We start from the raw sequence: 25,452 nt of genomic DNA, 5'->3' as shown, positions 1-25,452 counted from the left end.
TTTTATTAGCCTATTGATGAGCGATGAAAGGTGAAAATGCCGTGTGGGAAAGGACGGAAAGAACGGATATAAGGTAGGGCTAGTGTCCTCGTCTGTACGTCTATTGAACAAGCGAGCCTGTGTAATGTTTAGACAACGTCGCCAATCTCAATGGTCATCTGTACTGCCTAATAGGAGGAAAAACGGCTAGGCGATAATGAATAGGAATTATACATTGACAAATGGAAAAGGAAGCGTTTACACTATTACCGAAACCGGTTTCGTTTGCGTTCTCTTAATGATTCGTACGTGAATGATTATGGTATGATAATGTCAGGCACGCTTTGGGCAACAGCTCCGCTCATTGCGATCTTTTTACTATTCAACCGTTTCTTTATTAATAGCTTGACGCAAGGCGCTGTGAAAGGATAGAGTCGTTTGAAAGAGAACCATGCAATTACGATTAGAGACATTGCTAAAAAAGCCGGTGTTTCCCAAGCGACCATTTCAAAAATCCTAAATGATTACCCTGATGTGAGTCAGAAAACAAAAGAACGGGTTTTTCGAATTATGGAAGAAGCAGGATACCGGCCTTCCCACTCTGCGCGCACATTGGCGCAAAAAACGTCAAAGCTCATTGGCGTTGTTTATGCAGGGCGGATAAATGCAGATTTTGACCACCCATTTTTTATTGAAGTGCTCAACGCGTTTAAACGGACGATTGGCATGCACGGGTACGACTTGTTGTTTTTTTCCGATGAAACATTCCAAAAGGAAGAAAATTTCTATGCCAGATGCCTTTATTATAAAGTGGATGGCTGCATTATTATTGCTGGGGAAGATGTCCAGCAATCGATTGAGGATTTAACAAAAAGTGAAATTCCCTGTATCGGTGTGGACATTCAATTAGATGGGCCAAAGTCAGGCTACGTGATGACCGATAACAAAAAAATTTCCCAATCGGTTGTCGACTATTTCTATTTGCAAGGCCACCGTGATATCGCTTACATTGGAGGGGCAAACGAATCGGCTGTTTCGAATATTCGGCTAAAAGGGTTTCGCGAAAGCATTCATGAATACGGGCTGACGCTCCGCCCAGAATGGGTAATTGAAGGGGATTTCTTTGAACAAAGTGGGTATGAGGCAGGTTTGTCCTTGTTTAAGGGAAACGCTCAGAAACCGACAGCTGTTTTTTCTTCCTCTGATTTGATGGCATTTGGCTTTATGAGGGCTATGCAAGAACTAGGAGTATCGATACCAGGCGATGTCTCGCTTGTTGGCTGTGACGACCAGCTAGCCGCAAGATACGTGCAGCCGCCACTTACAACGGTCCGCCAAAATAAAGAGAAAATAGGGAGACTCGCTGCGTTGATGTTGCTTGATTTTATTGCCGGCAGGGCAAGTACAGCCCGGATTTTAGTCGAACCTGAGTTAATTGGTCGTGAAACAACCGCTTCTCTTTTGCTGTAACGTAACATTCGTTTCATTTGTCGCTAGAATCGCGATCGAAAAAGAGTAGTGGTTTGTTTTTTTGGTCGATAACGAAACCGATTTCGTTTGCAATAATTCTAGGAGGCGTCATATGAAGAAACAATGGTCCGCAGTGGTATTGGGCATGTTGCTCATGGCTCCGATCGAGCAAATATCTGCTCAATCTGTCGTCGAGGAAGTGGGGAAAGGGAGCTATTCACTCGAATATCCACCGATTGATTTCGATTCAATTGCTGATCCAGGCTACGCTGAGCAACAACAAGAACCTCCTGAGCACATTTACCGTACGGAAAACGTGAACGGGCCAATGCCAACGAACCGTTGGTGGAGCTCTCTTTCAGTTGATCGGTTTTCAAACAACCACTATCCTCATCCGTTTAGCGTCAAGCATCAAGAAAATGGTTTAAATGTGTTTTATGATGCGCCTCATAATGTCGTTGTCCATGAAAATGCCGAGGCTGGCACGTGGCATATTACAGGCGCGATCTCAACGGACTTTACTATTGGCCATTCGGCTACCGCTTCGTTTGAAGATGCCAAAGTCGATGACTTTAGCGATTGGTATGTGAGTGGGTTGTTGCAAGACGGCGATGCCATGCTTCGCCTCACTTATGGCGTCGGTTCCCCCTATATATTTGCCGAGTATGAAGGGGGGCATGCGGAGATCGATTTCCCAATTGAGCCGCAGGTTTGGGCCAATCAAGGCAATGTCATTGGTTTTTCCACCCATGACAATAAGCATTATGCTGTCTATGCGCCAGATGGATTTGACTGGCAACTGCAAGGAAATAAATGGGAAAATGACGCGTCGTTTATCTCTGTGGCGAAACTGCCGGGAGCAACCGATGAGCTCCTCCACACATTTGAAGAATATGCCTTTTCCGTTGTACGTGACTCAAGGGCAGAATATAGCGTTGACCATGATACTGGGGAAGTCCGCACTGTTTATTCAGTAGAAACCGAAGCAAAGGTCCCAGGAGCGAAAGAAGGCACCATTTTTGCTTTATACCCCCATCAATACCGCCATTTAGCAGCAACTTCAGAAGGACAATTGTTGGAGCAAACGATTTTTACGATTCGCGGGGATATGAAACTGCTCCCAGGCAACGAATTTGAAACAACCCTTCAATATACAGGCGTATTGCCGAGCCTGCCAAATGTCGGGACCGATACGGATCGCCTGCACGGATATTTGCAAGAAGCACAAGCCGATTACCCAACAGGCCAAGATACGTATGAACTTGGCAAGTATTTAGGGAAGCTAGCTAACCTTGCGCCAATTGCCGACCAAGTAGGTGACGAAGCCCTTGGCGATTCTTTTCGAGATGAACTGCGAGTGCAGCTGGAAGATTGGCTTGTGGCCACCGACGAGGATGGACGGTTAAAGAGCAAGAATCTTTTCTACTATAACGAAAATTGGGGAACGTTGCTTGGGTATCATGCCGCCCATGGATCAGCGGTACGGATCAATGACCACCATTTCCATTACGGCTATTTTGTGAAAGCAGCTGCTGAAATTGCCCGGGTCGATCCAGAATGGGCAAACGATGAAGAGTGGGGCGCCATGATCGATTTGTTGATCCGTGACTTTGCTGGGGGGCGCGATGATGACATGTTTCCATACTTGCGCATGTTTGACCCTTACTCTGGGCACTCCTGGGCAGACGGCCTAGCCACGTTTGACTCAGGCAATAACCAAGAATCATCTTCTGAAGCCATGCATGCTTGGACCAATTTAATTTTATGGGCTGAGGCAACAAATGATTCGGAATTGCTTGACCGCGCTATTTACTTGTATACAACGGAAATGAGCGCCATTAATGAATACTTCTTTGATGTCTATGACGAAATCCATCCGGAAGCATACAAACCTGAAATTGTGACGATCAACTGGGGTGGCAAGATGGACCATGCGACATGGTGGCATTCTGGCATGGTCGAAAAATACGCGATCAATTGGCTCCCCCTGCATGGCGGCGCCTTATACTTAGGCCATCATCCTGATTATGTCGAGCGTGCCTATCAAGAATTGTATACGCGCAATGGCTCAACGGATTGGAACTTGTGGGCGAATATGGTGTGGGCGTATCGTGCTTTAACCAATCCAAGCGATGCCGTCTCGCAAATGAACGCCAAAATCGATGATTATGGCGAGTTTAATCCAGGGGATGAACGAATTATCGAAAGAGGCAGCACGAAAGCACAGACGTACCAATGGGTTACTAGCTTGCATGCCCTTGGCCAGGTGGACCCTACCGTACAAGCCGATACGCCAACATATGCTGTCTTTACCAAAAATGGCGAGCGTATATATGTCGCCTACAACTATCGTGATGTACCAACAACAGTGACGTTTACTGACGGCCACACCGCCCAAGTCGAGGCAAACAGCTTTTACACGAACGCCACCGATGTGGGGCCTCCGATTGAACAGCCAAACCCTGGCCCTAATCCAGAACCTAACGAGCCTGGGAACGGAGACCAACATGAGCATGACCATTATTCTGTTACAGTTGCACAAGATCATAACCAGACGGTCATTGCTTTTTCACCAACGGCACCAGCTCGTTACGTTGACTTTCATTATCGTTTAAATGGCGGCGACCAGCAAAATGTCCGCATGAATGAAGGAAACGGACAATGGCACTATTCCATTCAAGGTGTAAGCGGAGGAGATGAACTAACGTACCGGTTTACGTATGAACGAGAAGGGCCTCAATACGAGACAGAGTGGTACACATTTAGGCCATAGCGTGTAAATGCCAAGCTAGCCTGTTAACCGGAGCGACCAAACGGCGGTTAACAGGCTTTTTTTGTAAAACAAACGTGATTAGTATCGGTATGTTTGCGGTTGAGGGTGTTCTGTATAGTAATGCTTGTATGAGGCGGTTCCTTTCGGATGCTGCCCTTTCTCGTTGCACCATGTCGGCGGCCCTAGAATGACCGATTCCTGAATCGGTGCCACTACGTTTTCATAGGCGTTGCCATTGACGCAATAAGCAAGCTCCATCATGCTGCCCGGCGTAAAGCGAAGGAAATCAGAACCGTAGACAATATCAGGTGTCGGTTTATCAAAAATCGTCAGTAAATGAGTTCCATCTGTTAAAGCGACAATCCAATGAAACCACCCTTTTGGCAAGACGACCGCTTGCCCAGGAACAAGCTCGTATGTAAGCAGCTTTTGGGAGAATGGATTAAAAACGGATGCCTGTACTTTGCCGCAAATGACAAATACAAGCTCTGAGGCGTTCGTATGCCAATGTGGCGTGATGACAATGCCTGTGCTCATATGGACATTAAAAAATCCCGTGGGGATGGCGGGAAGTTGGGCAGCAAACAACTGAGTAATATAGTTTTGTGGATCTCGTTGGTAATTAAGTGTTCTTGTGGAGTCGCCTGCTAAATTCAATGAAGGTGACTGCAACACGGACGTATTCATGTACACTCCTCCCTTTTTTGTCATTGTATGCATAGAGGGAAAAGGTTAGCACACTTAGAGTTTGTTCCCACCGTGATCCTAGCTAAGTTAAACGCTTATTTCATTCACTCAAGAAAAGGCTTCTTGGCAAATGCCAAGAAGCCCTAAAGATTGCTTACGTTTCGACAGCAGTGATGTCATCGCAACAAATGGTTACGATTCTTGATTTTTTGTGGCAGTCACAATTTGCTAAGAACACTAAGTTTTTGCGGACATCAACAAACTCGCCACGGACGCAGCCTCCGCCTTTTAGAAAGACAACGACAAATTGGCCACGGGCAATGTGTTTAAAGAAAGAATGGCAATCGCATTTGTCCCTGTCATGTCGGTCGTGTCGCTCGTGTCGCTCATGTCGATCATGCTTATCGCACTTATCGTGCCTGTCACACTTATCGCACTTGTCGTGTCTGTCGTCCCTATCGTGCTTTTTGTGTTTCTTGTGTTTATGGGAAAAATCTTCAAAGTTGCTTGAGTAGCTGTAAAAGCTCATGTTTTATTCCCCCTTTCTGTTCTATGCTAGTACTATATGTACGATTCCGTTGTTTGCATAGGCAAGGCAAGCAGTACATTCGCACGTTTTGCCATAAACAAACAAATGCTGATAGATAGAAGTCTAATGGGGTTTTTGCCGAATGGCTCGATTCTTATCTAGTATGTGTTCATTTGCTTTCACACTGTGTGATTCCATACAGTGTTTTTTTCTGTCTCGTAAATGGGTGTCCTTAAAAAGTTGATTCGTGTCTCAGCCTCTAGTCGCAGACGAAGTTCAATCTGCCGCTCGTTTTGCCAAACGGCGCAACTGTCTACAATAAATGTATGGACGACAGAACTTACACCAAAGGAGGTGAACGACATTGACAAAACGTGGATGGATGGTCGTTGCAGCCATTGTGCTTGCAATCATAGTGCTATCATCGCTAGGGGCGATCATTGGCCTAGGCGCAGGCGCAGTATTGGCATACTTTGGTTGGCGCCAAGCTGCCCTAAACAACCAAACAATTATGAAAGTGCTCTGGTGGGTGATTTTGCTAATTGGCGTATGCCTTGCGGTTGGCAGCTTGCCAGGAATCATCGGTGTCGGTGCTCTTTATTTGCTAGTCAAGCTTTATGAGAAATGGAAAGAAATGAAGGAATATGATTTCGAGGTTTAATATAGAAAACAAAGGAGAGTTAAACGACATGTCTTTTCTAAAACAGCTAAAAGAACAAGTGCAAGCTGACATTGAACATGTGCTTGATCGTAACGACAAGCCTTTTCAAACAGATGATGGCAAGTATGAAGCTGAATCAAAAAAACTCGACAAGCAGTTGAAATTATGGAAACAATCGATTGAAAAGCAGCGTAAACTAGAACGTTACTTTTACCAAGAGTGGCAAGACGCCAAAAAGATGGCCAGCAAACGGGCGGAGCAATTAGAAATCGCTGAAACTGCCGGGGTGGAAGAATTAATCGCTCAAGCACAAAGTGAATTGGCAGCTTATCAAGAACTTGCAAGTGAATACAGTGATTCCTACGAAGAGCAAAAAGAAAGAGTGAAAAAATTAGAAGCACGAGGCCGGGAGTTGGAATTTCTCCGCAAAAAAATCCGCCGCATGCAGCTTGATTTTATTGCTCGCACGGAAGAAGCCAAGCTTGAAAAAAATGCGGCAAAATGGACGTATTATGCAGAGGAGAACGGCGATCTTGATGGGTATGAAGAAGACGAGAACGAGCAAACTGAAGAGAGTGAAGCGGCAGCACTGAAGAAACAACCTAGTTTTGATGCGCAAATTGAGGAATTAAAGCAGCAATTAGATAAAAAAAGCGATGTTGCACCGTAAAGCCTTATAGTATAATAGAGGTTGTCGACCAACGAAAGACGCGAACGAATGTCTACCGTCTTATAGCGTCATAAAACGAGCCCGCCTATATTTAGCAGGCGGGCCATTTTTTAGAAGGGAGAGCAAAGAAATGAAAAAGAATCGAACGGACATTATTGCTTATATATTCTTTGCCTTGCTGGTTGCTGCCCTTCTAGAATTGGTATTAAGTGTTGGACCACTCATTATGCTAATCATTGCAGCAGGCTTTATTTATTATGGGCAAAAGCGAATGAGCCGCAGAAAAGGGCGTTTTGCTTTTTATATCGGGATCATCATGTTTGTGTTCACGTTGTTCTCCTCTACGTTTTTTATCATTACACTATACGGCTTGCTCTTTTATTCACTTTATTTGTTTTGGGGAAAAATGCGTAAACCGCGACGGGTGAATGTCAACATTGGCGATCAACCAACGGGTGAAGCTGTGCGGCAAAAAAAAGCGCTGTTTTTTAAAAACTTGATCTTTGGCGATCAGCGTGCTGAAGATCAAGTTTTTAGCAGTGATAATATTAATATTCTTTCGGGCATTGGTACTACGAATGTCCATTTTGAAAATACCGTGTTGCCAGTAGGAGACACGATTGTGATCGTTCGCGGGTTTATCGGCCGTATTCAGCTGTATGTCCCTTATGATGCAGGCGTATCTGTTGAGCATTCCGCTATCTTCGGGCAAACGGTTGTATTTGACCACGAAGAAACGGGCTTTAACCAAAATGTCGTCATTAAAAATAGCCAATATGATGAGGCGCCGCGGAAGCTGCGGATTTACACATCCCTTGTCGCAGGAGATATTGAGGTGATTTACCGATGAAATCAATGCAAAAGGTAGGCGTCCTTACATTCTGCATCTTGGCTGTTTGTGCTGGGTTTATTAGCTGGTACTTTGTTACAATCGGGCTATTTCATTGGGAGTCATTTGTAAAAATTGACCCTATTTTTTACAATGTTCCCCCTGTATTGTGGCTTGTTGCTATTTTTACGTTGATTGCGATCCTTGTTTACGTTGTTGCTATGCTCATTTGGAAGCGGGGAATGAATGATATTCGCGGGGCATTGCAACAATTAAGTGATGGCCATATGGAAAAAGGGCGAGAACAAGCTGGTCAGATGTCTGCCGATTTTAAAGAGGCGAGCAGTTTGATTATTGACATGGAACGACGGATGAGCAAGCAGGCAGATCGCTCACAAAAATTGATGGAACAATGGGCTGAAAAAGAAAGCCAGTTAAAAAGCGAAATCGTATCACAAGAACGAAATAGGATCGCCCGTGAACTCCATGATTCGGTCTCGCAACAATTGTATGCGGCATCGATGCTCTTGTCGGCGGCTGTAAATGGGAAAAACCAAGATATAGAAGCACTGCAAAAACGGTGCGAGCAAATTGAAAAAGTGGTGAATGACGCCCAAAATGACATGCGCGCTTTGCTATTGCAACTACGGCCTATCCAATTGGAAGACCAATCCTTTAAAGAAGGCGTCGAACAGCTCGTAGACAGCCTTGCCGAAAAGCATCCGCTATCATTTTCTGTACGGATTGCCGACGCTCCCCTTTCACCAGGCATTGAGGATCAGCTCTTCCGTATTTCCCAAGAAGCGATTGCCAACGCCTTGCGGCATGCTGAGGCAAAAGAAATTAGCTTGTACTACGACAAGTTTGACCAATTTGCGCTTTTAAAGATTACAGACGATGGGGTAGGCTTTGACCGCAAAGAACACACAGGTGGCTATGGCCTAAACAGCATTGAAGAACGAGCGGAAGAAATTGGCGCGACAACGCGGATTGTTAGCGTTCCAGGCCAGGGCACAAGCGTCGAGGTCAAGGTGCCGATCGTAAAAGGAGGAGAAGAGGATGATCCAAGTGCTAATCGTTGATGACCATGAAACGGTGAGGATGGGGGTTTCGGCGTTCTTGTCGACCCAGGAAGACCTCCATGTCGCTGGAGAGGCGGCCAATGGCGAGGAAGGCGTTAAGTTGGCGCTTCAGTTAAAGCCAGATGTCATTTTAATGGATCTCGTTATGGATGGAATGGACGGGATCGAAGCCACCAAACAGATCAAAGCAAACTGGCCTCAGGCAAAAATCGTCGTAGTGACAAGTTTTGTGGACAGTGACAAGCTCCGTCCTGTACTGGAGGCAGGTGCTACGAGCTACGTGTTAAAAACGTCTAGTGCGATGCAAATTGCCGAAGCGATCCGAAAAACATACAATGGCGAGTCGGTGCTTGATGCCAAAGTACAAGGGCAAATGATCTCAGCTTTTACCGCCAATGTCCCGTTACACCAAGCCCTGACAAAACGGGAATTGGAAATTTTAAAGCTCATGTCGGAAGGGAAGACCAACCAACAAATTAGTGAAGAGCTTTACATAACGATTAAAACGGTCAAAACCCATGTTAGTCATATATTGGCCAAGTTAGAAGTGGAAGATAGGACGCAAGCTGTGATCTATGCGCTAAAAGAAAAATTGTTCGGCTCATAAAGCCTTGTCTACTGATGACCAAGGCTGAGCGAACCGTTCTTTTTTACTAGACTTCGGTGTGTGTTCTCATGAGACAGCATCGATAAGTGAAGAAGCACTAGACGATAATAACAAACTGGGATGAGGCTAACCGATCAATGGTTAGCTTTTTGCTTTTAACCGCTGTACTGCCGCCAACAGGCAAAACGCGAACACAATAATAGACGCAACCCAATAAAAGGCGAAAACCATATTTCCTGATTCTGTTGCTATGTAGATGCTTGTTGGAATCGTTCGTGTGACGCCTTCGATACTGCCGGCAAACATCATGGTAGCGCCGAACTCGCCAAGTGCTCTTGCAAGGCCGAGCATTCCCCCTGACACGACTGTTTTGCAAGATAAGGGAAACGTTACATTCCAAAAAACTTGCCATTCGCTTGCCCCCATTTGCCGGGCTGCCTCTTCTAAGTCGCTATCGACTGCTTCAAAGCCGTTGACGAACGTTTGATAAATTAACGGGAACGCGACAACGGCAGCAGCTATGACAGCTGCTAAATAAGTAAAGACGATGGGCTGGCCAAATAGTGATTCAAACCATGCGCCGATAAAGCTGCGGCGCCCAAACAAAACAAGCAGCAAAAAGCCAATCACTGTAGGCGGCAAGACGAGGGGCAGCATCAATGCTGTCTCTAAGGCAAGCTTGCCTGGAAAACGCCTTTTTTTAAGGAAAGCAGCTGCCACGAGCGCAGTCACAAAAGCAAGTGCTCCCGCCACTAATACGACACGAACGGAAACGAAAATCGGTGTCCAAAATGCTTCTGCAGCCATTAGGAAGCTCCTAAAAAGCCGAAGTCCTCGAAGACGGCGAGTGCTTCATCTGTTTGCAGCCATTCATAAAAATGGCGAGCTTTTTCATTGTCGTTGATGAGCCCGACTGGGTAATAGATCGGTTCGTGTGAGTGTTCAGGAGCTTCTGCCACAATCGTCACTTGATCCGATGTTTCCGCATCCGTTTGATAGACGAGGCCAGCATCGGCATTCCCGGTTTCAACATAGGTAAGCACTTGGCGGACATCGCTGCCAAAAATGAAGGATTCTTCGAGTTGATCCCACATTCCTAACGTTTCTAACGATTGTTTCGCATATTGACCGGCAGGGACTGTTTCCGTTTGTCCGATGGCAAGGCTCCGCAATTGAGCGCTCGTTAGGTCATCCCATTCGCTAAGGCTGTCGGCAACTTCAGGTGCAGCTACAAGGACGAGCTTGTTTTCAAGTAGATTCACTGAGTCAACAAGGTTGTCGGCATTGGCTACTTGTTCCATATCTGCAACAGAAGCCGACAGAAACACGTCCGCTGGTGCGCCTTCATTGATTTGCTGCCGCAGCTTTCCAGACGAACCATAGTTCATCACAAGTGTTTCCCCTGTTTGTTCTTCATACATAGACTCTAATTTTGTTAATGCATCCGTCAAACTCGCTGCCGCCATCACATGAATCCCATCATCTGCTTCCGGGCTTGTTCCAGAAGGGGTACAGCCTGCTAAAATCATAAATAACAGCGCACAGGCACAAGTAGGCAGTTGTCGTTTCATCATCGTTTCTCCTATCCGCTCATTCGAGTATCCTTTTTGATAAAAAGGCTAAGGCAATGCTTGGCGAAAGTCAATCCAAACGGCCTTGGGAACGATAGTAACAAAACGAACTAAAACGAATCTTATCCATATAAATTTGTAACATTCTTTTATCGAGTTATTGACGGTATTTTCACACACACTTAAACTAAAGATAAAATTGAATATTTTCCATAAAAAGTAAATAAAAAGGTGGCTAAAGGAATATGAACGTAAAGAGGTGTGAGGAGGTGCACTATTTTGTATTGTTCCGTAAAAGGGGAGGGAAAACGATAGGGCTGAACGGCTGTTTAAGGCCAAGTGTTTAAAATGGTGTGGAACATTTCTTTATGACAATGCTGCTGGCCGCTAGATTATTCGTACAAGTTTTTGAAAGCGGTGCCAAATGGCGGCGATTTCATCCATTATTGATAAAGTGAGGCTGAAAAACATGGAACGAGAAGTAAAAGTGTATACAGATTTACAACGAGGAACGATTAGCAAGCATATTTATGGCCATTTTTCAGAGCATTTAGGCCGTTGTATTTACGAAGGCCTCTGGGTTGGTGAGGACTCCTCCATCCCAAATACAGACGGAATTCGCACTGATGTGCTTGAAGCCTTGAAAGAGCTCAATATTCCGGTGTTGCGGTGGCCTGGGGGATGCTTTGCCGATGAATACCATTGGAAGGACGGCATCGGCCCAAGAGAAAGCCGCAAACGGATGGTCAACACCCATTGGGGCGGTGTCATTGAAAACAATCACTTTGGCACCCATGAATTTTTGCGGTTGTGTGAACTGCTCGGGGCTGAACCTTATATTTGCGGAAATGTTGGCAGCGGAACGGTCCAAGAAATGCAAGAATGGGTTGAATACATGACATTTGACGGCGAATCGCCAATGGCAAATTGGCGTGCAGAGAATGGCAAAAAGGAGCCGTGGCGTTTAACGTACTTTGGCGTTGGAAACGAAAACTGGGGCTGTGGCGGTCATATGAGAGCCGAATATTACGCTGACCTTTATCGTCGTTATCAAACGTATGTTAGGAATTACGGCAACAACAAGCTTTATAAAATTGCCGGTGGAGCCAATGTTGACGATTACCACTGGACGGAAGTGTTAATGCGGGAAGCGAGCCAGTTAATGGACGGGTTAAGCTTGCATTACTATACGGTGCCTGGTGATAACTGGAATGAAAAAGGCGCAGCCTTAGATAAGCATGAGTCGCAATGGTTTAAAACATTGAAAAAAGCCTTTCGTATGGATGATTTGCTGACGAGGCACTCAGCAATCATGGATCAATACGACCCCGAAAAGCGCGTAGGCTTAATCGTAGATGAATGGGGAACGTGGTTCGATGTAGAACCAGGGACAAATCCAGGTTTTTTATACCAGCAAAACACGATTCGTGATGCGTTGGTGGCGGGCGTCCATTTCCACATCTTCCACGAGCATAACGACCGCGTCCACATGGCAAATATCGCGCAAATGGTCAATGTGCTCCAAGCGATGGTTTTAACCGAAGGAGAGCGAATGCTACGCACGCCAACTTACCATGTGTTTCATATGTATAAAGTCCATCAAGATGCGACGAGGCTAGAAGTCAAAACAGATGCCGGTTTGTATCGCTACGATGAGCAAGAGCTGCCAGCCATTACAGCTACAGCCTCAAAAGATAGCAACGGAGCCATTCATATTAGTATTTGCCACCTTGATCCAAACCATGCTGCATCACTAGCGCTCAAACTTGAAGGAATAGAGAAGCCGCTGTCTGCTGCTAACGTTTCTGGCGAACTGCTAACAGCAAATGAGTTAAATGCGCATAACACATTTGAACAACCGAATAAAGTCGAGCCTGTGGCGTATGGGCCGACATCTGTCAGTGGACAGGAACTGAAGCTAGATGTTCCTCCTTCTTCTGTTTTGCGAGTAACAATCAGGCCGTAAATCTTTATAAATCAGGGCTTCCAATAAAGGGAAGCCCCTGATTTGAAAAAAGGCTATGAACATGCATGAAAGGGGGAGCCAATGATGAATGAACCGCCTTGTAAAGGCTGTATGGCAAGTGTGCGATTAACCGCAAGTGAATTGGAGCGGCTTATTGCAGAATATGGCGAGCGGGAAAACGAGCCTTTGGCCACAACAGCGGAGTATTTCCGGCGCCTCAGCCAATGCGGCCAATGTTCAGCGTTAGTGTACGAAACAACGTGCCGGCATAGTGGAATGTTGATCCAGTACGTTGCCAGGCTTCAAAACAAAGGTTGTCCCCATCCAGACGGCGGAAAATGGTAAGTTTTCACGTTCAATATGAAATTTCGTAATGAAGTCAGAAACGAAACGGTGCCGACCAATTTATTTGAGGAGGACTGCAAGTGAGAATGGGCAAACAGCGATTGTTCAGTAGCTTGCTAGCGTTTATGTTCATCTTGGCGATTGCCACTCCTGCACAAGCAGGTGACAGCCGACAGAACCAGGTGTTTCACAAACAACGACTAATAAGCGGTGCACCGACGTTTACAGAAGCGTCTGTCCATGACCCTTCCGTCATTCAAGCAGACGGGATGTATTATGTATTTGGTTCTCATTTGGCTTCAGCGAAAACAAGTGATTTACTGAATTGGCAGCAAATCTCCACTCATGTCCACAATGGCAATCCGTTAATCCCAAATGTTTATGAGGAACTAGCAGAAGCATTTGAATGGGCAAACAGCGATACGCTCTGGGCGGCCGATGTGATCCAGCTTGAAGATGGCCGTTATTATATGTATTACAATGCGTGCCAAGGGGACGCCCCAAGGTCTGCATTAGGGGTTGCCGTGGCCGATGACATTGAAGGGCCTTATAAAAATTTGGGCGTGTTTTTGAAGTCAGGAATGTGGGGAGAAGAAAGCCCAAACGGAACCATTTACGATGCCAATGTTCACCCAAATGCGATTGACCCCCACACATTCTTCGATCATGAAGGGAAGCTTTGGATGGTCTATGGCTCTTACTCGGGGGGAATTTTTATTTTGGAAATGGACGCGGACACGGGATTTCCGCTGCCTGGGCAAGGGTACGGCACTCACTTAACAGGCGGGAACCATAGCCGGATTGAGGCCCCTTACATCCATTATGACCACACAACTGGCTATTATTATCTGTATTTGACTTTTGGCGGGCTAGATGCGACGGGTGGCTATAATATGCGTGTAGCACGAGCAAAACAGCCGACGGGGCCTTATGTCGATGCAGAAGGGCGTTTCATGAGCGACGCGAAAGGGGCACCAGGCACATTTTTTGATGATGCTTCGATTGAGCCATTTGGCGCCAAACAAATGGGCAATTTCTTCTTTAAACGTGAGCCAGGTGAAATAGGTTCAAGTTTGGGAACAGGCTACGTTTCCCCTGGGCACAATTCTGTTTTCTATGATGAAGAAAAAGGAAAGGTCTTTCTCTTTTTCCATACCCGTTTCCCTGGGCGGGGAGAAGTACACGAAATTCGTGTACACCAAATGGTGATGAATGAAAAAGGTTGGCCAGTCATAGCTCCTTACCGTTATACAGGGGAATCATTGGCTAAAATAGAAGACGAAGACGTAGTTGGTGACTACAAGTTCATTAATCATGGCAAGGAGATCACGGCTGACATCAAGGAGTCCACAACCATCCGTTTAGAGACGAACAAGCAACTTTCAGGCGCTGTGACAGGAACGTGGGAAAAAACAGGCGATTACGATGTAGAGTTGCGAATCAATGGCGCTACCTATAACGGCGTTTTCATCCGCCAATGGGACCCAGTGTCCAATAGGGAAATGCTGACCTTTACGGCCTTATCTGATGAAGGTGTCGCGATTTGGGGCAGTCAAATCGAAAGAGATCGTTGATTCTCTTGCATGACCTCATCCCGACACCTAAGTGCTCGAAAAACCTGTTGCTGTCGCTTAACTCTAGGACTTACCTAGAGTTTTGCGACAGCGTTTTTGTGATCCGCTTTTCGATTTCTACGACAGTGAACACAAACAAACCCATTAAAATTGGAATCGCCCACTGCCCGACGGTTAGTGGCGTTGTTTGGAAGACCGTATTCATAAACGGAATGTACGTTAAGGCAAGCTGCAATAGAAGCAAGAGAAAGGCGACAGCGAATGCAACTTTGTTTTGAAAGAAGCTGCGATTGAAGGCAAAGTCCAATTCGCTGCGGCAGTTAAACATGTAAAAAAGTTGCGCCATGACAAACATTTGCAAAATAATCGTTTGTAGCGTGCTGCCTTCGTAGCCTCTCGTTTGCATAAAATGATTCATCCAAAGCGTGCCAATGCCAATCATGGCCGAAACGGCTGTAATCCGGAAAAGATAATAGGGGGAAAGCAACTTTGCTTTTGGATTTCGAGGCGGGCGTTGCATAGCGCCTCGTTCTAGTTGTTCAAAAGCAAGGCCAAGGGAAACGGTAATAGCGACAACCATATTGACCCAAAGGATTTGTACAGGGGTAAGCGGCATCGACATACCGAGAAAAATGCTCGCGACAATTAAAATCCCCCCTGCTCCATTCGTCGGCAAAATGAAGAGAATCGTTTTTTTGACATTGTCGTAGACGCGGCGTCCTTCTTCAACAGCATGGACAATCGTTTGGAAATTGTCGTCGGCAAGAACCATCTTTGCTGCATCCTTTGTCACTTCTGTGCCTTTGATGCCCATCGCTACCCCAATATCAGCCCGCTTTAAGGCAGCAGCATCATTGACGCCGTCTCCTGTCATTGCGCAAATATGCCCTTGCTTTTGCAGCGATTTGACAAGCCGTAATTTATTCTCCGGGCTTGTCCGCGCAAATATGTGGGTGTTCGTAGCCGCTTCGTCTAGTTCTTCATCACTCATTTGATCCAACTCTTTGCCTGTAAGGGCTTTTGCCCCGTCGCCGATGCCAAGTTGTTTGCCGATTGCTTTGGCCGTGTCTCCATGGTCACCTGTGATCATTTTGACTTGAATGCCTGCTTTTTTACATGCCTGGACGGCGGCTATTGCTTCTTCTCTTGGCGGATCGACAATACCGGCCAAACCTAAAAACGTCACTCCTTTAGCTAAATCATGATGGCCGATGGAGTCTGCCTGAGCAGGCATTTCTTTGTATCCTGCAGCAAGTACGCGCTCGCCAGAATTGGCACGGGCAGACATTTGTTTTTCCCAATGAACCCGGTCAAACGGAACGTCGCTGTTTTGTTCGGCCATGGCGAAAATTTGATCAGGAGCGCCTTTTACAAAGAGCACGCGCTTGCCGTTTGTTTCTGCTAATACGGCCATATATTTGTACTCAGAATCAAAGGGGATTTTCGAAACAACTGTATAACGAGGCAAGTCCAATGTCGTTTTACGTACAAGTGTTAAAAAACACCCGTCCGTTGGGTCGCCGTCAATTGTCCACTGCCCATCGTCGTCTTGGCGCAAACTGGCGTCGTTGCATGTTTGGACGCAAGCAAGAAAGCGCTCTAGCACAGGGCTCGCTTCATTGCCTGTCTCAGCGTTAGGGACAATCTTGCCTTCAGGGGCGTAGCCCGTTCCTGTCACCGAGTAACTGCCTGTGGTCGTTTCTACGGTTGTTACCGTCATTTCATTTTTTGTTAACGTCCCCGTCTTATCAGAACAGATGACAGACACAGAGCCTAGCGTTTCAACAGAAGGAAGGCTGCGTATAATCGCGTTTCGTCTAGCCATCCGTTTGACGCCGACAGCTAGAATGATTGATAAAATCGCAGGCAACCCCTCTGGAATCGCGGCGACTGCCAAGGCAATGACCGATAAGAGCAATTCCCCAGCAGCAAAGCCGCGGAATAGGTAGCCGAATAAAAACATGACGACGGCGATGCCAACGACAAAAAGAGCAATTGTTTTTCCAAACGCGGCGATTTGGCGCAAGAGCGGTGTCTGTGTGTATTCAACAGCAGCCATTGCTTCATTGATTTTTCCGAGCTCCGTTGCCGGGCCAGTCGCCGTGACAATGCCGACGCCACTTCCCGCGGCGACGGACGTGCCCGAGAATACCATATTGGTGCGGTCGTTTAACACAGTATCCGTATCAAGAACATCTGTTTGTTTATCAACAGCCGTCGATTCGCCTGTGAGCGCCGACTCCTCAACACGAAGGTTGTGTGCTTCTATTAAACGGATATCGGCTGGCACTTTATCGCCAGCGCTTAAGACAACGACATCGCCGACAACGACTTCCGCCGCTTCCATTTCAAGGCGCTCGCCGTTGCGGCGGACGTTCGCGCTTAAGCTAAGCATCGCTTTAATGCCAGATAGCGCTTTTTCCGCTTGGCTCTCTTGAATATAGCCAATAAAAGCATTAATGATCGTAACAAGGAGGATGACGCTTGTATCGATGTAATGGCCGAGCAAAGCAGTAATAAGGGCGGCGGCAAGAAGAACATAAATTAACACATCGTTAAAATGCAGGATAAACTTTTTCAGTTCTGAGTCTTTCTTTCTCTCTGGCAATTCATTGCGTCCATTTTCATGCAAGCGCCGATTTGCTTCTTTTGTTTCTAACCCAGTCGTTTGATTTGTATGTAACGCACTTTCTACATTGTCAATTGTCGTCGCATGCCATTGATTCTCCATTCGCTTCACCTCCCTAGTATTATGTAACGGCTGTCTTTTTTCATGCATGAGCAGGTAGGACAAAAACGCGTTTGGCAATGAGTTTGATCCAACTTATAGACTATTGGACTTTTTCTTATCGGATAAACGATTTTTCCTTATAATAGACAAAACGGTATGGGGAGGAAAAAGCGATGATTCGATTGTTAACACAAGACGATAAAGCACATTGTTTAACATTTTTAAAACAGCAAGCGGCCGAAAACTTATTTATCATTGGCGATATAGAGGCGTTTGGCTTTGAAACCGATTTCCAGCGTCTGTGGGGGGAATTTGATGAAACAGGCAAGCTAAACGCGGTTTTGCTAAAATACTATGAATCGTACATTCCTTATGGGAAAGAGCCGTTTGCGGCAGAAGCTTTCGCAAACATTATGATCAATGACGACTCGTTTAAACGGATGTCTGGGTTGAAATCTGTTTGTGAGGAAGTGGCAACTTATTTGCCTGCGTATAAACAAAAACGGCAAATGTATTATGCGAAATGCACACGTGTCGAATACAGCGAAGCGGATATTCCGGTTAAACTGGAAAAAGCGACGCCTGACGATGCAGAAGCCTTACAAACATTTTTAGATCAAATTCCTGAGTTTGCTGACTCTTTGCCTACGAATGTAGAGACAAAGCGCCAACATTTACAAACTGGTTTTGCAAGAGCGATTTATGTGAAAGACCAAGGGAAGATCGTCTCTAGCGCATCAACGACTGCGGAAAATTCCGCTTCAGCCATGATTGTTGGCGTGGCAACATTAAAGACGCACAAACAAAAAGGCTTTGCGAGTGCTTGCGTTGCCAGGCTTTGTAGCGACTTGATCGCTGAAGGCAAGGAGCCGTGCTTGTTCTATGACAATCCAGCTGCAGGCGCTATCTATAAGCGAATTGGTTTTTCTGACATTGGCTTGTGGATGATGTATGCTTATTGAACACAGGGAGATGCCGATAAAAAGGCTCGTTAACGGAACATGCAGCGAAGCGCTGCATTCGAAACAGTGCTATGTCAAAAGCACTGTTTTTTATGATTGTCCAAACTAGGCGCTTGTTTTCCGCAATTTTGTCGGATTTCAATAATGGCGCTCGAGATTTGTAGATGGTATGATATAGGGATGTGAAGACTATAAATATAGCGCACTGACAAACAGGCCAGAACATTGTTTTAAAGCTTGGCTGACGCGTTTTTGCTAAAAGTGCAGCTAATTTACCATCAAGGAGTACAAGCTATGAAGGCTGTTTTTCAATTGCTGAAAGAGCAATACGACAACAAACATCTTATTTTCCGCCTCGCTGCATTTGAGCAGAGGAGCAAGTTCCAGCTTCATTACTTAGGGGCGCTCTGGCAACTGTTTAGCCCACTCATGCAAGTCGTTGTCTTTTTCGTGATCTTTGGTTTAGGGATTCGCCAAGGGAAAGATGTGGGGGACACGCCGTTTTTTGTTTGGCTTTTATGCGGTTTAATCCCATGGTTTTTTATTAGTCCTACTGTACTGCAAGCGTCAAATAGCATACACAAAAAAATCAATATGGTGTCAAAAATGAAGTTTCCTGTCAGCGTGCTGCCGTCAATTGTTATTGTCGGTAATTCGATTAGCTTTTTTGTCATGCTTGGCGTTCTTGGCATTGTATTGGTGATTTACTCGGTTTTTTCGGGTGCTTATTTGTTGCAGCTGCCTTATTACTTGTTGTGCTTATACGCGTTCCTATATGTATTTACTTTGTTTAGTGCTACGATAGCGACGGTCATCCGTGATTACTATAATTTTTTACAAGCAGGCATGCGGATGCTGTTTTTCTTGTCGCCAATTGTTTGGGTGCCGGCGTCGATGCCAGAGAAGTTGTTGGCAATTTTGCAGATGAATCCATTTTATTACATTATGACAGGGTTCCGGGACACCTTTATCGGTGGGCGCTGGTTTTATGAAGATTTGACGTATATGGCCTTTTTCTGGTCTGGAATTTTGTTAATTGGCTTCATCGGTTCCCATGTGTTCTATAAATTTAAAAACAGCTTTGTTGACTATTTATAAAGGGGGCAGGCAAATATGAACCCGAAAATGATATTAACGGGCGTATCGAAGAAATATACGCTTTATCGGAACAACACCGAGAAGTTAAAGGCGATGTTCTTTCCGAAAACCCGTGAGCAGCACCGTGACTTCTATGCCCTCAAAGATATAAACCTTGAAGTCTATGAAGGCGAGACAATCGGTGTCATCGGCATAAATGGGTCAGGAAAATCGACGATATCCAACATTTTAGCTAGCGTCATCCCCCCAACGGAAGGCGAAATGACGGTGAATGGTGAAACATCATTGATCGCCATTAATGTCGGCTTAAACAAAAATTTGAATGGCTACGAAAACATTGAGCAAAAATGTTTAATGCATGGTTTCAGCAAAAAAGAAATTGAAGAGCTGATGCCAGCAATCGAAGAATTTGCCGATATTGGCGATTTTATTGACCAGCCAGTTAAAAGTTATTCGTCAGGGATGAAATCCCGTTTAGGGTTTGCCATTTCTGCTCATACAAACCCCGATATATTAATTGTCGATGAAGCATTGTCCGTTGGCGACAAAACGTTTTACCAAAAATGCAAAGACAAAATTGATGAGTTTAAAGCGCAAAACAAAACGATCGTGTTTATTAGCCACAATATAAAAGAGATCAAAAATCTCTCTGACCGGGTGTTATGGCTTCATAATGGCGAAGTCCGGGAGTTCGGCGACAAAAACGAAGTCATTAAACAGTACGAAGACTACATTAACTGGTTTAATAAGCTCTCCAAAGAAGAAAAAGAAGCACACAAGCAAGAATTGAAAGAAATGCGCTCCCTTGCCCCATCCTTATACGAGGAGCAAGAAAACGGAAAAGCAGGTTCTGGCGGCGATGGAACACAACCAATTGTACAGCCAAAGAGGGACAAACAAGCAGTCAAGAGCGCTGTTTGGTTTTTTAGCCAGCTTGTCGTGTTCGCAGTCATCTTTTTAACTGCTGCTTATTTTCTTGTGGTGCCTCAACTGACGGATGGTTCAGGCAGTGAGGAGTTGGAACAAGTAGCGGTTGGCGCTGAAGTGCAAGCAGGGACCAGCATGGGCGATATAGACAATTCCGATGTAAGTCTATGATCTTGTGCTCACACACGCCATCCTTTTACTAGAACGAAGTTGTCAATAATGGCACGACTACAGCCTGGACACTATATTTAGTGTTATAATGTGAGTTGTAATCTAAATATGGGGTGGTAGTGACGTGAATAGCAATGATTTTCAAAACTGGGTAGCGAACTATTATGAGAAACGAGGCTGGGCTGATTTCGGCATCTTTATTCGCATGGGGTTTTTAGCGGAAGAGACAGGAGAGCTTGCCCGTGCAATCCGAGCGCTGGAAATTGGCCGTGACAGGCCAGATGAAACAGTTGCGACCATGGAAGAGAACCGCCGCCAGCTTGCTGAGGAATTAGGGGATGTGCTTGGCAATATTAGCATGATTGCCAGCCATTACGACCTTACGTTGGAAGATGTATTCGCGGCTCATCAAAAAAAGCTAAGCAGACGCTACGCGCAAAGTTTGTAACAAAAAAAGGAGGGGGCCCCTCCTTTTTTTCGTACAGATAAAGTCCTTGCTAGCGGTCCACTGCAGCTTCAATGAGCAATATAATTGCGGTAATGACATGAAAGAGCCAGCCCAGAAACGGGATCCAGCCAATCACCGATGTCGCTATGCCAAAGATATGCCCTGCTTTGCCACGGTTCGAGGCAACGGCCAACAGAAGGCCGACAATATGAAAGACAAGCATGAACCATAAAGGCGAGTAACCTGACAATAGGATAAACAGTCCACCAAAAAAGGGGATGGCCAAAAGGCCTTCAAATACCCCGCCAAGACCTTTCATTACACGGCTTACCATACGTTCACCTCATCACGTAATTGTTCCACTGGTAGTATAGCACGTTATTCAACAAACGACTCACTAGATTTACGATTCGCCTATTCGCTTTTAACGTTCGCATTTAGTAAAATGAAAAAAGATCGTTATTTATTAGGAAGGAAGAGGCTTTCATGGAATCTTCAGCACAACAATTTTTACATCAGTTGCTATCCACGCCCTCCCCATCAGGGCTAGAAGCAGAAATTCAAAAGAAATGGCTTACCTATGTTGCGCCATTTGCTGATGCGTGTTATACGGACGAAGCTGGAAATGCAATTGCCGCGCTGAACACTGGGGCGCCATTTAATGTCCTGCTGGCAGGGCATTGCGATGAAATTGGCTTCTTAGTCAAAGCGATTGATGAAAATGGTTTTGTATACGTTGAAAAACTAGGGGGAATTAGCCATAAACCAGCACTTGGCATGGAAGTGACGATACTTGGCAGCAATGGCAACGTCACGGGCGTGTTTGGCACCAATGCAGAACACCATGGCGGCGCGGGCGATAACTTTTCATTCGATGACCTTTTCATTGATTGCGGGGCTACTTCGGCTGAAGAAATAAAAACCTATGTGCAAATTGGCGATTATGCCGTCTATAGCCATGGGGCGATGGATTTGCTTGGTGATCGCTTAAGCGCAAGGGGCCTGGATAACCGGAGCGGTGCCTTTATGGTTGCCGAAATATTGCGGCGCCTCCAACAAAAACGCCCTCAGGTCGGCGTGTATGCTGTCAGCACAGTTAACGAGGAAACCAATTTGGGCGGTGCTTACTTCGCCGCAGCAGGGATTAAGCCTAATCTCGCCATCGCCCTTGACGTCACTTTTGCGACGGACTATCCGACAGTGAATGCCAAAAAATACGGCGATGTGAAAGTCGGCGGCGGGCCAGTGTTGGCAAAAGGAGCGCCCATTAATCGCAACATCAATGCGCTGCTTGAACGTACAGCCAAAAAGGCAGGCATTGATGTCCAATACGAGCTGACCCCTAGAAACACAGGCACCGATGCTGACCGCATGCGCTTGACAGGCGAGGGTGTGCCGATTGCGCTCGTATCGTTGCCACTCCGGTATATGCACGCTCCCCGTGAAGTCGTTTCGAAACAAGATATGGAACAAGAAATTGAGTTGCTGGTTCAGTTTATTGCAAACTTAACGGGCAAAGAAGAACTGCGCCCAGTCGTTTGGCCGGCAACCTAGCAAAAAAAGAGGCGGACGCCTCTTTTTTTTGTTTTTGCTAAAACGAATGGCGCTTTTTCTGTTTATGCCAGTAAACGTACATAGCAAGTGGCCACCATAAAACGGCAAAAATCACAAACACCGCCCAAGGGGTAAGGGGTGTTGTCAACACATTGACGGCTACGAAAAACACAATGAGCAAGGCAGAGCCAGCCAGTGAGAAGGCGAATGGTTTTTTGTAGAGAGCGATGGACATCGGCCACCAAATAAGAGCAAAGATCGGGTAAATGGCCCAAATGGCTTCAGGTGTCGTGATCCAGTTCATAGCAATGAAAAAAACAGATGAAAGGAGCGTTCCCAGGACCCCGTAAGCAAGCGGGCGGCGGGCAACGCCTATAGACAAAGGCCACCATAGGAGGATGAATGCCGGGAAAAGAGCCCACGGAAAGCCGGTTTCCCAAAACATATTAAGGAGAATGTAATATAGGATCATGGAACTTGACGCCATGCTTGCGAAAAAGAGCGAGCGGCTCGCTTGGCCAAAAAAGGCGGAAAGGGGCCACCATAATAATGGGAAACAAATATACAAGATCCAAGGATAATCGGGCGTTTGTACCCAATTGACAAAACTTAAATAAACGATGAATGCAGTCGCCATTGTGAAGGCATAAAGCTTATAACCCAGTTTTCTATCTAGCATAATGCTGAGCGAGCTTAATAACAGTAGTCCGGCTGGATACAGGGCCCACCAATCTCCAGGGGTGGTCAAGAAATTAATAAGAAACAGAACGCCAATAAACACATGAGCCGCCAAATTAAAAAGAACGATCATTGGTGCCCGCCTTTCTGTTTGCGCCAATGGAAAAAGAGTGAGAGCGGCCACCACAGCACGGCAAACGTAGGGTAAACGAACCAGATGACAGTAGGGGTATAGTAATAATTAATGAAAGCGAACAGTGCAATAAGCAAGGCGCTTCCCCACAAAGAGAATTCAAGATTTAAGCGCGCTCGCGACTTTTTTAGCCAATGTGGAGCCGGTTTGCTTTCTTCTTCCTGAAAGGCTTGCTCGATTTCGGAAATATCGCCAAACTCCACAATCGCTTTATTGATGGCATCTTCTTGTGATTTTCCTTCCCGAATGAGGTCGTCGACTTTTTCTTCTAGATTTTCGATAATTTCTTCTTTCATTAACAAAGTTTCCTCGTTTTCTGGCACATCGCGGAATAAATGGTCAACGTGGTTGCGGATTGTTTTCATCACTAAACTCCCTTCAAAAATAGGTCAATGACTGACTTTAGTTCATTCCATTCCACCGTTATTTCGCGCAAATACGCTTTGCCTAACGTTGTTATGGAATAATATTTGCGCTTGCCTCCATGAGAGCGGGCGCCATAATAAGATACAATCAATTCTTTTTTCTCCAGCCGTTGGAAGACGGCGTAAAGCGTAGCTTCTTTTACTTCAAAGCGGCCATCGGTTTTACGGGCGATCTCTTTTGAAATTTCGTAGCCGTAACTATCCTTCGTTGCTAATAGGCTAAGCACGATTGAGTCGATATGGCCCCTCAATACATCACTGCGCATTTAGTTGGATCACCTCTTTTTAGCGAATCAATAAAAATGAAAATTACTCTTCTTCATAGAGTACTATCTGATGGAGTAATCGTACTATTAATTGCTCTGTCTGTCAAAGTAATTTTTTATAAAGAAAAACTTTTTTATAGGCACTTTTATATTTTCACTTGAAAAAGCGCTTACAAAACGTTAGAATGCAATTAAGTTTACTACTAAATCGGTTTAGTAAAGGAGGAATTGAATGGCCAGCGTCACAATGGCAGACGTAGCAAAGCTTGCAGGTGTATCAAAAAGCACCGTATCGCAATTTCTCAACAAACGCTACCACTATATGAGCGAAGAAACAAAGAGCCGAATCGAACAGGCGATTCATGAGTTAGGCTATAGCCCAAATGCGGTGGCGAGAAGTTTGCGGCAGAAAAAAACGCAAACGATTGGCGTCATTGTCGCCAATATACTCCATAGTTTTTCTACTGAAGTGATTCGTGCGATTGAAGATACATGTCATGCCTATGATGTCCATGTCATTGTCTGCAATGCAGATAACGACCCCCAGAAAGAGAAAAAGTACGTGGAGATGTTGCGGGCAAAGCAAGTTGATGGGTTGATCGTTTTTCCTACAAGCGACAATAAGGAGTTATTTAATGGACTCGTCGCTGCTCATTTTCCTCTTGTATTTATCGATAGACTCATTCACGGTGTCCCTGTAAATGCTGTGCTTGCCGATAATGAAGAAGCGATGCGTTTGGCAGTCAATGCATTAGCAGAAAGTGGTCGCCGCCGAATTGGTTTAGTGCTCCCACCGCTTTTAGAGGAAATTACCCCGCGAATGGAACGGCGGGACGGCTTTATGAAGGCAATTAGTGAAGCAGGGCTCGAATATGAGGAAGCGTATGTTGCGGCGGGGCAAGTAGAGGAAGCCCCCCATTTTCTTGCCGACATGCTGGCACTGCCAACTCCGCCTGAAGCCGTTATTGCCGGAAATGATCTAGTTTTGTATGAATTGCTGCGCTCGATCAAACAACAAAAAATCGATGTTCCTGAACAAATTGCACTAATTGGGATTGACGATGTGACGTTTGCTGACTTTTTTAATCCATCCATTACGACTGTAGCTCAGCCGACATTTGCGATGGGCCATAAAGCTGCTGAGCTACTGCTGCAAGAAATCAATGGAGGCAAAAAACATTCAGAAATTCGCACTCACCGCTTTCAGCCAACCTTAAAGTGCAGGCAATCTTGTTAATGAAGGAGAGTGGGCATTT

General features: G+C 45.6%; 25 protein-coding genes and 1 pseudogene. 18 read left to right on the top strand and 8 right to left on the bottom strand.

The window, feature by feature from the left end; genetic code table 11:
• Window positions 1-264 precede the first annotated feature (264 nt).
• The 3 genes and pseudogenes from V5G21_RS05510 to V5G21_RS05500 all read left to right on the top strand — a co-directional run.
• Window positions 265-411: pseudogene (locus V5G21_RS05510) on the top strand (carbohydrate ABC transporter permease); the annotation flags it as partial.
• 6 nt (window positions 412-417) lie between these two features.
• Complete coding sequence (locus tag V5G21_RS05505; RefSeq protein WP_338465329.1) at window positions 418-1,449, top strand: LacI family DNA-binding transcriptional regulator; 1,032 nt, start codon at window positions 418-420, stop codon at window positions 1,447-1,449.
• Window positions 1,450-1,561: 112 nt separating this feature from the next.
• A complete protein-coding gene (locus V5G21_RS05500) occupies window positions 1,562-4,222 on the top strand; it encodes a glycosyl hydrolase (RefSeq protein ID WP_338465328.1) in 2,661 nt (886 codons plus the stop codon).
• Window positions 4,223-4,300: 78 nt separating this feature from the next.
• On the opposite strand, the gene V5G21_RS05495 is transcribed toward V5G21_RS05500, so the two are convergent.
• Entirely contained in the window at window positions 4,301-4,909 is a 609-nt protein-coding gene (locus V5G21_RS05495; RefSeq protein ID WP_035203126.1) for a cupin domain-containing protein, read from the bottom strand.
• Window positions 4,910-5,216: 307 nt separating this feature from the next.
• Between V5G21_RS05495 and V5G21_RS05490 the strand changes: the two genes are divergently transcribed.
• From V5G21_RS05490 to V5G21_RS05465, 6 genes are all read left to right on the top strand, one after another.
• Complete coding sequence (locus tag V5G21_RS05490; protein WP_035203124.1) at window positions 5,217-5,420, top strand: hypothetical protein; 204 nt, start codon at window positions 5,217-5,219, stop codon at window positions 5,418-5,420.
• A 382-nt stretch (window positions 5,421-5,802) separates the two neighbouring features.
• Window positions 5,803-6,099, top strand: coding sequence for a hypothetical protein (locus V5G21_RS05485; RefSeq protein WP_011248217.1), 297 nt, complete (start codon window positions 5,803-5,805; stop codon window positions 6,097-6,099).
• Between the two features lie 28 nt (window positions 6,100-6,127).
• On the top strand, window positions 6,128-6,769 hold the full coding sequence (locus V5G21_RS05480) for a hypothetical protein (protein ID WP_063608509.1): 642 nt from the start codon (window positions 6,128-6,130) through the stop codon (window positions 6,767-6,769).
• A gap of 130 nt (window positions 6,770-6,899) precedes the next feature.
• Window positions 6,900-7,619 carry a cell wall-active antibiotics response protein LiaF gene (liaF, locus tag V5G21_RS05475; RefSeq protein WP_011248215.1) on the top strand — a complete coding sequence of 240 codons (720 nt, stop codon included), beginning with the start codon at window positions 6,900-6,902 and terminating at the stop codon, window positions 7,617-7,619.
• Entirely contained in the window at window positions 7,616-8,680 is a 1,065-nt protein-coding gene (locus V5G21_RS05470) for a sensor histidine kinase (RefSeq protein WP_011248214.1), read from the top strand. Before liaF ends, V5G21_RS05470 begins: the two co-directional genes overlap by 4 nt.
• Window positions 8,658-9,287, top strand: a complete 630-nt coding sequence (locus V5G21_RS05465; protein ID WP_011248213.1) for a response regulator — start codon at window positions 8,658-8,660, stop codon at window positions 9,285-9,287. Before V5G21_RS05470 ends, V5G21_RS05465 begins: the two co-directional genes overlap by 23 nt.
• Before the next feature lie 141 nt (window positions 9,288-9,428).
• Here V5G21_RS05465 and modB read toward each other — a convergent pair whose 3' ends face one another.
• Together modB and modA are read right to left on the bottom strand one after the other, a co-directional pair.
• A complete protein-coding gene (gene modB, locus V5G21_RS05460; RefSeq protein WP_338465327.1) occupies window positions 9,429-10,094 on the bottom strand; it encodes a molybdate ABC transporter permease subunit in 666 nt (221 codons plus the stop codon).
• Window positions 10,094-10,858, bottom strand: coding sequence for a molybdate ABC transporter substrate-binding protein (modA, locus tag V5G21_RS05455; RefSeq protein WP_035203118.1), 765 nt, complete (start codon window positions 10,856-10,858; stop codon window positions 10,094-10,096). The genes modB and modA overlap by 1 nt, the downstream gene beginning before the upstream one ends.
• 469 nt (window positions 10,859-11,327) lie before the next feature.
• Here modA and V5G21_RS05450 point away from each other — a divergent pair, with 469 nt between their 5' ends.
• From V5G21_RS05450 to V5G21_RS05440, 3 genes are all read left to right on the top strand, one after another.
• Window positions 11,328-12,824: an alpha-N-arabinofuranosidase gene (locus V5G21_RS05450; protein WP_338465515.1), complete on the top strand. Its 1,497-nt coding sequence runs from the start codon at window positions 11,328-11,330 to the stop codon at window positions 12,822-12,824.
• A gap of 81 nt (window positions 12,825-12,905) precedes the next feature.
• Window positions 12,906-13,169 (top strand): hypothetical protein, encoded by a 264-nt coding sequence (locus tag V5G21_RS05445; RefSeq protein WP_011248209.1) that lies wholly within the window; start codon window positions 12,906-12,908, stop codon window positions 13,167-13,169.
• An 86-nt stretch (window positions 13,170-13,255) separates the two neighbouring features.
• Window positions 13,256-14,743 (top strand): glycoside hydrolase family 43 protein, encoded by a 1,488-nt coding sequence (locus tag V5G21_RS05440; protein WP_338465514.1) that lies wholly within the window; start codon window positions 13,256-13,258, stop codon window positions 14,741-14,743.
• A 70-nt stretch (window positions 14,744-14,813) separates the two neighbouring features.
• On the opposite strand, the gene V5G21_RS05435 is transcribed toward V5G21_RS05440, so the two are convergent.
• Window positions 14,814-17,474: a cation-transporting P-type ATPase gene (locus tag V5G21_RS05435; RefSeq protein WP_338465325.1), complete on the bottom strand. Its 2,661-nt coding sequence runs from the start codon at window positions 17,472-17,474 to the stop codon at window positions 14,814-14,816.
• Window positions 17,475-17,647: 173 nt separating this feature from the next.
• Here V5G21_RS05435 and V5G21_RS05430 point away from each other — a divergent pair, with 173 nt between their 5' ends.
• The 4 genes from V5G21_RS05430 to V5G21_RS05415 all read left to right on the top strand — a co-directional run bounded on the left by V5G21_RS05430 (window position 17,648) and on the right by V5G21_RS05415 (window position 21,080).
• Window positions 17,648-18,436 carry a GNAT family N-acetyltransferase gene (locus V5G21_RS05430; protein ID WP_212929698.1) on the top strand — a complete coding sequence of 263 codons (789 nt, stop codon included), beginning with the start codon at window positions 17,648-17,650 and terminating at the stop codon, window positions 18,434-18,436.
• A 294-nt stretch (window positions 18,437-18,730) separates the two neighbouring features.
• Window positions 18,731-19,534, top strand: coding sequence for an ABC transporter permease (locus tag V5G21_RS05425; RefSeq protein WP_011248205.1), 804 nt, complete (start codon window positions 18,731-18,733; stop codon window positions 19,532-19,534).
• Between the two features lie 15 nt (window positions 19,535-19,549).
• Window positions 19,550-20,632: a teichoic acids export ABC transporter ATP-binding subunit TagH gene (gene tagH / locus V5G21_RS05420; protein ID WP_011248204.1), complete on the top strand. Its 1,083-nt coding sequence runs from the start codon at window positions 19,550-19,552 to the stop codon at window positions 20,630-20,632.
• Between the two features lie 124 nt (window positions 20,633-20,756).
• Window positions 20,757-21,080, top strand: a complete 324-nt coding sequence (locus tag V5G21_RS05415) for a MazG nucleotide pyrophosphohydrolase domain-containing protein (protein ID WP_011248203.1) — start codon at window positions 20,757-20,759, stop codon at window positions 21,078-21,080.
• Window positions 21,081-21,129: 49 nt separating this feature from the next.
• Here the strand turns inward: V5G21_RS05415 and V5G21_RS05410 are convergent, their stop codons facing one another.
• Window positions 21,130-21,414 carry a hypothetical protein gene (locus V5G21_RS05410; protein ID WP_011248202.1) on the bottom strand — a complete coding sequence of 95 codons (285 nt, stop codon included), beginning with the start codon at window positions 21,412-21,414 and terminating at the stop codon, window positions 21,130-21,132.
• Between the two features lie 152 nt (window positions 21,415-21,566).
• Between V5G21_RS05410 and V5G21_RS05405 the strand changes: the two genes are divergently transcribed.
• A complete protein-coding gene (locus V5G21_RS05405) occupies window positions 21,567-22,634 on the top strand; it encodes a M20/M25/M40 family metallo-hydrolase (protein ID WP_011248201.1) in 1,068 nt (355 codons plus the stop codon).
• Window positions 22,635-22,671: 37 nt separating this feature from the next.
• Here V5G21_RS05405 and V5G21_RS05400 read toward each other — a convergent pair whose 3' ends face one another.
• Genes V5G21_RS05400 through V5G21_RS05390 form a run of 3 tightly spaced genes read right to left on the bottom strand, consistent with a single transcriptional unit; the run spans window position 22,672 to window position 24,196 of the window.
• On the bottom strand, window positions 22,672-23,445 hold the full coding sequence (locus V5G21_RS05400; RefSeq protein WP_050748995.1) for a hypothetical protein: 774 nt from the start codon (window positions 23,443-23,445) through the stop codon (window positions 22,672-22,674).
• On the bottom strand, window positions 23,442-23,870 hold the full coding sequence (locus V5G21_RS05395) for a permease prefix domain 1-containing protein (RefSeq protein ID WP_035203098.1): 429 nt from the start codon (window positions 23,868-23,870) through the stop codon (window positions 23,442-23,444). The genes V5G21_RS05400 and V5G21_RS05395 overlap by 4 nt, the downstream gene beginning before the upstream one ends.
• Window positions 23,871-23,872: 2 nt before the next feature.
• Window positions 23,873-24,196 carry a PadR family transcriptional regulator gene (locus V5G21_RS05390; RefSeq protein ID WP_011248198.1) on the bottom strand — a complete coding sequence of 108 codons (324 nt, stop codon included), beginning with the start codon at window positions 24,194-24,196 and terminating at the stop codon, window positions 23,873-23,875.
• 232 nt (window positions 24,197-24,428) lie between these two features.
• Here V5G21_RS05390 and V5G21_RS05385 point away from each other — a divergent pair, with 232 nt between their 5' ends.
• Window positions 24,429-25,433, top strand: a complete 1,005-nt coding sequence (locus tag V5G21_RS05385) for a LacI family DNA-binding transcriptional regulator (RefSeq protein ID WP_338465323.1) — start codon at window positions 24,429-24,431, stop codon at window positions 25,431-25,433.
• Window positions 25,434-25,452 lie beyond the last annotated feature (19 nt).

It is taken from the genome of Shouchella rhizosphaerae, assembly GCF_036700015.1.
Lineage (GTDB): Bacteria > Bacillota > Bacilli > Bacillales > Bacillaceae_D > Shouchella > Shouchella rhizosphaerae.
This window is presented reverse-complemented; position numbering and strand designations above follow the sequence as displayed.